Source organism: Oceanicoccus sp. KOV_DT_Chl (genome assembly GCF_900120175.1).
Classification (GTDB): domain Bacteria; phylum Pseudomonadota; class Gammaproteobacteria; order Pseudomonadales; family Dasaniaceae; genus Oceanicoccus.
This window is the reverse complement of the sequence record NZ_FQLF01000004.1, coordinates 392158-400675: the sequence shown is the minus strand read 5'-3', so window position 1 is coordinate 400675 and position 8518 is coordinate 392158. Positions and strand designations below refer to the sequence as shown.

General features: G+C 45.3%; 8 protein-coding genes and 2 pseudogenes. 7 read left to right on the top strand and 3 right to left on the bottom strand.

Translation table 11 applies throughout. The annotated features are described in order from the left end of the window. Positions 1-240: pseudogene (locus tag UNITIG_RS25730) on the top strand (ABC transporter ATP-binding protein); the annotation flags it as partial. Beyond that, on the top strand, positions 225-1130 hold the full coding sequence (locus UNITIG_RS17325) for an ATP-binding cassette domain-containing protein (protein ID WP_369809219.1): 906 nt from the start codon (positions 225-227) through the stop codon (positions 1128-1130). The pseudogene UNITIG_RS25730 and the gene UNITIG_RS17325, both read left to right, overlap by 16 nt. A gap of 5 nt (positions 1131-1135) precedes the next feature. On the opposite strand, the gene UNITIG_RS17320 is transcribed toward UNITIG_RS17325, so the two are convergent. After that, positions 1136-1570: a universal stress protein gene (locus UNITIG_RS17320; RefSeq protein ID WP_101759615.1), complete on the bottom strand. Its 435-nt coding sequence runs from the start codon at positions 1568-1570 to the stop codon at positions 1136-1138. Between the two features lie 171 nt (positions 1571-1741). Here UNITIG_RS17320 and UNITIG_RS17315 point away from each other — a divergent pair, with 171 nt between their 5' ends. The 4 genes from UNITIG_RS17315 (at position 1742) to UNITIG_RS17300 (ending at position 5740) form a co-directional block, all read left to right on the top strand. Beyond that, the gene (locus UNITIG_RS17315; protein WP_145999211.1) at positions 1742-2215 is read left to right on the top strand and encodes a hypothetical protein; all 474 of its coding nucleotides are present in this window, start codon (positions 1742-1744) and stop codon (positions 2213-2215) included. Between the two features lie 36 nt (positions 2216-2251). Further along, positions 2252-2467, top strand: a complete 216-nt coding sequence (locus tag UNITIG_RS17310) for a DUF1653 domain-containing protein (protein WP_101759613.1) — start codon at positions 2252-2254, stop codon at positions 2465-2467. 239 nt (positions 2468-2706) lie between these two features. Next, positions 2707-5346 (top strand): type I DNA topoisomerase, encoded by a 2640-nt coding sequence (gene topA / locus UNITIG_RS17305; protein ID WP_101759612.1) that lies wholly within the window; start codon positions 2707-2709, stop codon positions 5344-5346. Between the two features lie 139 nt (positions 5347-5485). Continuing rightward, the gene (locus UNITIG_RS17300) at positions 5486-5740 is read left to right on the top strand and encodes a hypothetical protein (protein WP_101759611.1); all 255 of its coding nucleotides are present in this window, start codon (positions 5486-5488) and stop codon (positions 5738-5740) included. 84 nt (positions 5741-5824) lie between these two features. On the opposite strand, the pseudogene lexA reads toward UNITIG_RS17300, so the two are convergent. Then, a pseudogene (gene lexA, locus UNITIG_RS17295) lies at positions 5825-6429 on the bottom strand (transcriptional repressor LexA). A 284-nt stretch (positions 6430-6713) separates the two neighbouring features. Continuing rightward, a complete protein-coding gene (locus UNITIG_RS17290) occupies positions 6714-7034 on the bottom strand; it encodes a DUF6763 family protein (RefSeq protein ID WP_101759610.1) in 321 nt (106 codons plus the stop codon). 322 nt (positions 7035-7356) lie between these two features. On the opposite strand from UNITIG_RS17290, the gene UNITIG_RS17285 reads away from it, so the two are divergent. Continuing rightward, entirely contained in the window at positions 7357-8454 is a 1098-nt protein-coding gene (locus tag UNITIG_RS17285) for a mechanosensitive ion channel family protein (RefSeq protein WP_101759609.1), read from the top strand. The last annotated feature ends 64 nt before the right edge of the window (positions 8455-8518 follow it).

The window sequence follows — 8518 nt, the reverse complement described above, 5'->3', positions numbered from 1 at the left end:
TTTGATAAGCGCTTGGCTCAGGAAGAGGTATGGATTAGGCAGGGCATAAAAGCCCGGCGCACGCGCAATGAAGGCCGGGTGCGGGCGTTAAAGCGCTTGCGTGAAGAGCGCGGCGAGCGACGAAACGTACAAGGCACGGCAACCATTAACGTGGAATCAGCCAGTGGCTCAGGAAAATTAGTGGCCGAGGTTGAAGGTGCGAGCTTTAGTTTTGGGGGCAAACCCTGTTTGAGCATTTAAGTTTCAACATTATTCGCGGCGATAAAATTGGCCTGTTAGGACCCAATGGTGTCGGTAAAACGACTTTACTGAAAGTATTATTGGGTGAGCTGCAGCCAACGTCCGGGACTGTGAAATTGGGCACCCGTTTGGATATTGCTTATTTCGATCAGATGCGCGACAAGCTAGATGGCGATAAAACCATTGTTGATATTGTTGGTCAAGGTCGCGATAGCATTGAAATTAATGGCAAGTCACGTCACATTCTTAGTTATTTAGGCGATTTCCTCTTTTCTCCAGAGCGCGCCAGAACACCGCTAAGAGCGCTATCTGGCGGCGAGAGAAATCGCGTTCAGCTTGCTTGCTTGTTTAGTTTGCCAGCTAATGTATTGGTTATGGATGAACCGACTAATGACCTGGATGTAGAAACACTGGAGTTGCTAGAAACAGTCCTGGTTGAGTTTGACGGCACCATTTTATTGGTCAGCCACGACCGGGATTTTATGGACAATGTCGTTACCAGTACGCTGGCGTTCGAAGGTCAGGGGGTAGTGCGCGAGTATGTGGGGGGCTACCAGGATTGGATCCGTCAAGGCGGGCGCTTTATTGGTGAGGCAGAAGTTGCTGCAGAAAAATTATCCGCTGCCACTGCTACCAAACCTGCTGAGGTGAAAGCTGCGCCAGGCAAAACCAAAAAATTAAACTTTAAAGAACAACGTGAACTCGAAGAGCTGCCGGGATTGATTGAATCCTTGGAACAACAACAAAAAGCGCTTGAAGAGGAAGCAACTGCAGCGGATTTTTATCAGCAGGATCGTCAGCTTGTCAGCGATAAGCTGGAGCAGTTAGCAGCGGCTACCACCCAGTTGGAACATTGTTACGAACGCTGGGTGGAGTTGTCAGACGAGTAGGGAGGTTACTCACCTACCCGTACGGCCAATACGTCGCAGGTTGCACCATGTAATACGGCATTGGCCGTGGAGCCGAGCAATAATGCGATACCGTGGCGTCCGTGGCTGCCAACTACCACCAGGTCTACGCTTAGTTTTTTCACCAGATTGTGTATTTCACTTTCCGGGCGACCAATAACAATGTGCTGGTGTTCAGGATTGATGTTATAGCGTTTAGCGAAATCACTCATTTGGGCTTCTGCTTGTTTTTGCATTTCTTCCTGAATGCCTGAGAAATCCATCGGGATATCACCGCCATAGGCAAAGCTAAGGGGTTCTATCACGTGAATAAGATGCAGGCTTGCACCATTAGCTTTCGCGACAGCCATGGCTTTATCAGCAACCTGCTCAGCTTCATCGGATAAGTCTGATGCGAGTAAAATGGTGTTGTATTGGCTCATAATGGGCTCCTGAGAGGGTTAGGTTGTGGAATTATTTTGTTTTAAATCACCTATAAAATGTTAAAAGTTTAAGCGGGTATCTATTATTGATTAACGTCTATATTCAGTGTTAAGTCTACTGATATAAATCAAATAGTGCGCGTAATACTGCATACTCTTTGGGAGAGAAAATTGAGCTACATAATTATTGTTGTCGTTATGGCGGTGGTGCTGTCCCCCATATTTTGGATGATGCCAAGTCCTAAGCAAAAACGCCAGATGCAACTGCGCCAACATGCTATGAATTTAGGCTTACAAGTTAAAATTTGTGATTTACCGCAGACAGAGCGGGCAAAAGTCAGACGTGAACCAGTAGTGCAGGGGGTTATATACCGACTGCCATGGCGGAGTAAGCAGCGCGATGTTTTTCAGCATATTGTGCAGCGTAGCGACTTGGAGACAGAGCCGTTTCAAAAGGCTGGTAGTCGCGATTGGCAAACGTTGGTCGGCGCTACGCTAGCTGCCTTACCCGATACTGTCGTAGCCATAGAATATGCGACCGCTGGGCTGGCAATATTTTGGCGAGAACAGGGCGATGTGGATTTTGTAGAAAGTCTGAAGCGGCAATTACAGCAGTTGCAACAGCAGTTGCATGCACCCGGCTAACAGTAGAATTTAAAACAGTATATAGAAGGAAGAACGATGGCAGAGTTGCGACCAGGCCTTTACCGGCACTATAAAGGCAATGACTACCAGGTGATTGGTGAGGCGGGACATACTGAAACAGAGGAGCGCTTTGTGGTCTATCGCGCACTTTATGGTGAGCGGGGTTTATGGTTAAGGCCGCTTAGTATGTTTATTGAGCAGGTTGAAGTGGATGGCATTGTAAAGCCTCGATTCGAGTATATTTCAGAATAAAAATATTTAGTTGTATTTTGTGTACCTTGACCTCATGGCTTAAAATTAAAAATTTCCTGATATATCCAGTACTTAGCTAATAGTAGAGGTGCTTGAATTCGGATCGTTTTGTGTCTGAATCGGATTGCTCATCAGTAATTTTTATTTACTGTTGGGTTGACCGAGACTGTAACAGGACTTATATATGTCGCCTCGCGTCGGTAGCGGCGTAAAATATTTTCTGAATTTAGAAGGGTAATATGGGTAAATCACTGGTTATCGTCGAGTCGCCAGCTAAGGCTAAAACAATAAATAAGTATCTGGGCAAAGACTTTATTGTTAAATCAAGTGTAGGCCATATCAGGGATTTACCTACCGCAGGCAGCTCTTCATCCGACCCCAAAGCCCGCGCCGCGGCTGCAGCGATTACCCGCAAAATGTCGCCAGAGAAAAAAGTTGCTTACAAAAAGAAAAAAAGTCGTGAACAGTTGATCAACCGTATGGGCATCGACCCTGACAATGGTTGGGCCGCGCATTATCAAATCCTACCGGCCAAAGAAAAGGTCGTCACTGAGTTACAAAAGCTGGCTAAAGATGCCGATACTATTTATCTCGCGACGGATTTGGACCGTGAGGGAGAAGCTATTGCCTGGCATCTGAAAGAAGCGATTGGTGGCAATGAAGAGCGCTATCGTCGGGTAGTATTTAATGAAATCACCAAAAAAGCGATTACCGAAGCTTTTGAAAAACCCGGTCACCTCGATATTGATCGTGTAAACGCGCAGCAGGCACGCCGTTTTTTGGATCGCGTAGTTGGCTATATGGTGTCGCCACTGCTTTGGGCGAAAGTGGCCAGAGGTTTATCGGCAGGGCGTGTACAGTCGGTTGCTACCCGCCTGGTGGTAGAGCGGGAGCGTGAAATTAGAGCGTTTATCCCTGAAGAGTTTTGGCAGGTATTTGCTGATACCAGCGCTAAGGCCGGAGCCTTAAGGCTGGAAGTTAAAAAACAGGGTGACAAAGCCTTCAGGCCTCAAAATGAACAGCAAACTAACGCAGTGCTTGAGGCGCTAAAGCAACAAACCTTTACCGTTAGTAAGCGCGAAGATAAACCGACGCAGTCTAAACCTTCCGCCCCTTTTATTACCTCAACTTTACAGCAGGCCGCGAGTACGCGACTTGGTTTTGGGGTGAAGAAAACCATGATGATGGCGCAACGCTTATATGAAGCGGGTTACATTACTTACATGCGTACAGATTCGACCAACTTGAGTGCGGAAGCTGTCGCTAATTGTCGCGACTTTATTAGTAGTAATTATGGTAAGAAATACCTCCCATCTGATCTGGTCTCTTATTCCAGCAAAGAGGGGGCACAAGAGGCACACGAAGCGATACGGCCTTCTGATGTCAATACCAAGCCCGTGCAGTTACAAAACATGGAGCGTGATGCTGAACGCTTGTACGAGCTAATTTGGCGTCAGTTTGTCGCTTGTCAGATGGTGCCTGCGGAATTTACCAGTAGCAGTATCGTGGTGACTGCGGGCGAATTTGAATTACGCACTCGTGGAAGAGTGATGCGGTTTGATGGCTTTATGAAAGTCTTACCTCCTAATTCTAACAAAGATGAAGATGTTATTTTGCCCGATGTAAAGGTGAATGATCAGTTAACATTAGAAAAGTTAGACCCTAGTCAGCATTTCACTAAACCGACCGCGCGTTACGGTGAGGCCAGCTTAGTAAAAGAGTTAGAGAAGCGTGGAATTGGCCGCCCCTCTACCTATGCCTCGATTATTTCGACCATCCAGGACCGTGGTTATGTGCGGGTTGAAAATCGCCGCTTTTATGCGGAAAAAATGGGCGATGTAGTTACTGAGCGTTTAGTTGAAAGTTTTTCCGAATTATTAGGTTACGATTTCACTGCCAAAATGGAAGAGCGGCTCGATACAGTAGCTGCTGGTGATCTGGATTGGAAGGATTTGCTAAATAGTTTTTACACTGATTTTCAAAAGCAATTGGAAGTAGCGGAATCAGAAGAGGGTGGCATGCGTGCTAACAACCCTACTGAAACCGATATTGCTTGTCCCAAGTGCGAACGTCCGATGCAGGTTAGGACAGCTAGTACCGGCGTTTTTCTCGGGTGCTCAGGTTATGCCTTGCCTCCCAAAGAGCGCTGCAAGAGCACTATTAACCTGGTTTCTGGTGATGAAGTGGTCAGTGTTGATAGTGATGATGAAGCTGAGTCTCGTTTATTGCGAAAAAAACATCGCTGCAAGATTTGTAATACCGCGATGGACAGTTATTTAATTGATGAACAACGGAAATTACACGTTTGTGGTAATAACCCTGACTGTACTGGTTTTGAAGTAGAGCAAGGTAGCTTCAAAATTAAGGGTTACGAAGGTCCGGTGCTGGATTGCGATAAGTGCGGTGCAGAAATGCAGCTTAAGTCTGGTCGCTTTGGTAAGTATTTTGGTTGTACCAATGAGGATTGTAAAAATACTCGAAAATTACTTCGCAATGGCGATGCGGCACCACCTAAGATGGACCCTGTCCCCATGCCTGATCTCAAGTGTTTAAAGGTTGATGATCATTATGTGCTGCGTGACGGTGCCGCCGGTATGTTTTTAGCCGCGAGTAACTTCCCAAAAAATCGAGAAACGCGTGCCCCGTTGGTTGAAGAGATCTTGCCCTTTAAAAAAGCAATCGATCCCAAATACAAGCATTTATTTAAAGCGCCCACTGAAGACCCCGATGGCAATAAAGTGATCATCCGTTACAGCCGTAAAACGAAAGAGCATTATGTGCAAACGGAAATCGATGGTAAACCTAGTGGCTGGAAGGCTTTCTACGAAGGGGGCAAGTGGATAGTGCAGGAAGGTAAAACTAAAAAAAGCGCCAAGTAATGGATTTATTTAGTTGCTGCATGCTGATATCTGCCTGAATCGTTAATATTACTCAATATTGACTGAGTTTATTCACTAGTATTGCTGGCAGCTGTTAGAATATCCGCTATTAGTTTTACACGTTGTAACAGGAATATCAGTGTCGTCATCATTTTTAGAAATTATTGAGCTCCCTAGCGGAGAAATTGTATTAAAGCGATCTGACGAAGATGGCAGTGAGCCATTGGTGAATATTCGTTTTTCTGATGAATCAAAGGCGTATATGGGGGATGCAGGGCTGGATGTCGCTAAAGTGATGATCCAGGCAGGAATTCAAGCTGCCGCGCATATTACTGAAGAAACATTAGAGGATGATGCTATTGTTGAAGAAGAAATAACCCATACCTTGCATTGAATTTGAAGGTTCGGCTGTTCGCAATGATCGTGCTCCAGGCAATAAAAAAGCCCCTACGGGGCTTTTTTATTGCCTGGAGTAATTTTACTGTCGCCTTACTACGCCAACGCTTAGGCCTTCAATGGCAAAATCCTGATGGCGTAGATCCACTTCGATTGGTTGGTAATCCTGATTTTCCGGTAGCAGCAGGATTTGATGTTTGCTGCGTGTGGTCTTTAAACGCTTTACGGTCACTTCATCATCAATTCGAGCGACAATAATTTCGCCATTATTCGCTGTGGACGTTTTGTGCACGGCCAATAGGTCATCATCAAAAATGCCAATATCGATCATGCTGTCACCACTGACTCGAAGAAAATAATCCGCGCGGGGACTAAAGAAAGAGGGGGGCATTTCACAATAGTCTTCAATATGTTCTTGCGCCAGGATAGGGCTGCCAGCGGCAACTCGGCCAACGATTGGAATGCCTGCGTGCTCGTCATCGGGAATGCGTATGCCTCTTGATGCACCGGAATCATTTCGATTGCGCCTTTGCGAGCCAATGCCTTTAGGTGTTCTTCTGCGGCATTGGCAGATTTAAACCCTAGCTGACGGGCAATATCGGCGCGCGTTGGCGGGAAGCCAGTATCTTCGATATTACTTTTGATTAGGGCAAGTACTTCTGCTTGTCGGGGGGTAAGCTTGGTCATCATGAATTCCCTTGGTCTGTGTCATCGCTTGAAGCTAGCTAGTGCGATCTGTTTTTATATACAGTTCTGTGATTATATACAGTAAAGGGTGTGCTGCAAGTTTTTTGTACAGTTTATATCTTTGGTAGCGGATTAATTTACGGGCCGGGAATGCGGGAAGGGTGCGTTGTACGCTGCTACTTGAGAAAAATGGGTAAGGGTGATTGCCATTAAGAGGTGAGATGGCTAGCACTGTGCGCTGGTCAGCAGCGCCTGGATTGATGCATTATTTAGGTGCGGGTCTATTAGAAATCGTCGTACATACCATTAACGATGTCTGTTTCGATCATTTCCAGTGGTCCGCTCCAGTCTTCCGGATAAAAAGTATCATCGGCGTTGGCGTAATCTTCGCTGCTGAGCTCATAAGCATTGCGCCAATCTTCGGGTTCTTCGACTTCTTCCAATAGCATTTCACGCCAGCTATCAAAGTCAAATTCCGTGATAGCACCATCGATAAATTGGGTTTCAATCGTTTGTGCGCTGTCGTCAACTGCAACCACTTCGAACATTAAACCTTGCTGAATTTCTCTATACCAATTACCGATTTGTGGAATAGTGCTCTTCATTACAACGCCCCTATTTATTAATCGCTTAAGTTCAAAATAACACGTAAAAACCTGCTGTCCAGCCTCGTAGTTTTAATTGTTATTAAGTCGTATTAGTGATCGATATTTTTTACTGTTATGAAATATTCCAGCGTTTCAATAGCTTATGATTTGTAAAATTGCAGTCCATGTTTTATAAAGGGTTTTTTATAGGGTTTTAATATAAGAATTGGGTTGTTCGAGATAAATTTGTATAACTTATGGCTTGTTCAGTTCAAAATGAGTGTAATTCATGGCGCCTATCGACAGAGGGTGACCAATTAGCATTTTAGAGAAGCGTAATATGAGTGAGTCGTTGGCAGGTCAAACGTATTTTGGCGTTGATATATCCGCTTATCCCTGGTTGTGGGAGGTTTTTAGTCTGGTTTTGGCAACCCTGCTTGCTCATTATCTGCTGGGGTTGGCTTTTAAGAAGTTAGACGTTCAACTTAATAAGACCCACAACCTGTGGGACGATGCTTTGCTCGAAGCGGCCAAAAAGCCTGCAGGATTTATGGTGTGGTTATTCGGTTTTAGTTTGGTCGCTCAGGTGTTGATCGACAGCTCTGATGCCGTTGTGTTTCAGATGTTCGGCAATGTTCGCTCTTTGTTAGTGGTGGCATTATTAGCGTGGTTTTTAATTCGGGTAATTTACCAGGTTGAAAGGCGTTTAATCTCCTCTGAATACGATGAACCGGTGGATGAAACCACGGTACTTGCACTGGGGAAATTAGTGCGCGCTGCTGTAGTCATTACATCTGCATTGGTGATACTGCAAACCATGGGTTACAGCGTATCAGGTGTCCTCGCCTTTGGTGGGGTAGGCGGTATCGCCGTTGGTTTTGCTGCCAAGGATTTACTGGCCAACTTTTTTGGTGGGTTAATGGTCTATCTTGATCGGCCGTTTGCGGTTGGTGATTGGGTGCGTTCTCCGGATAAGGAAATTGAGGGCACGGTCGAACATATTGGCTGGCGTCAGACCAGAATCAGAACCTTTGATAAGCGGCCCTTGTATGTGCCGAATTCAGTATTTAGTCATATTTCTGTTGAAAACCCTTCGCGTATGCATAATCGCCGTATTTATGAAAAGATCGGTGTGCGCTATGACGATGCCAGCAAAGTAAAAGCCATTGTTGCCGATGTTAAAACGTTATTAGAACAGCATGAAGATATTGATCATGAGCAAACCTTGATCGTAAATTTTAATAGCTTCGCCCCCTCTTCATTGGAGTTCTTTATTTACACTTTTACCAAGACAACCAATTGGGTGGAGTACCACCAAGTAAAACAGCGGGTGTTGTTAGAAATACTGGATATCATCTTTCATCACGAAGCTGATGTGGCCTATCCAACAACAACTCTAAAAGTACCAGATGCTATCCATTTAGCTTCCTCTCAATAGTCAGCCTGGATGAAAGCGATTGTGGCGCAATATAATCGTGTGCCGTTGGGATTAAATTACAGTT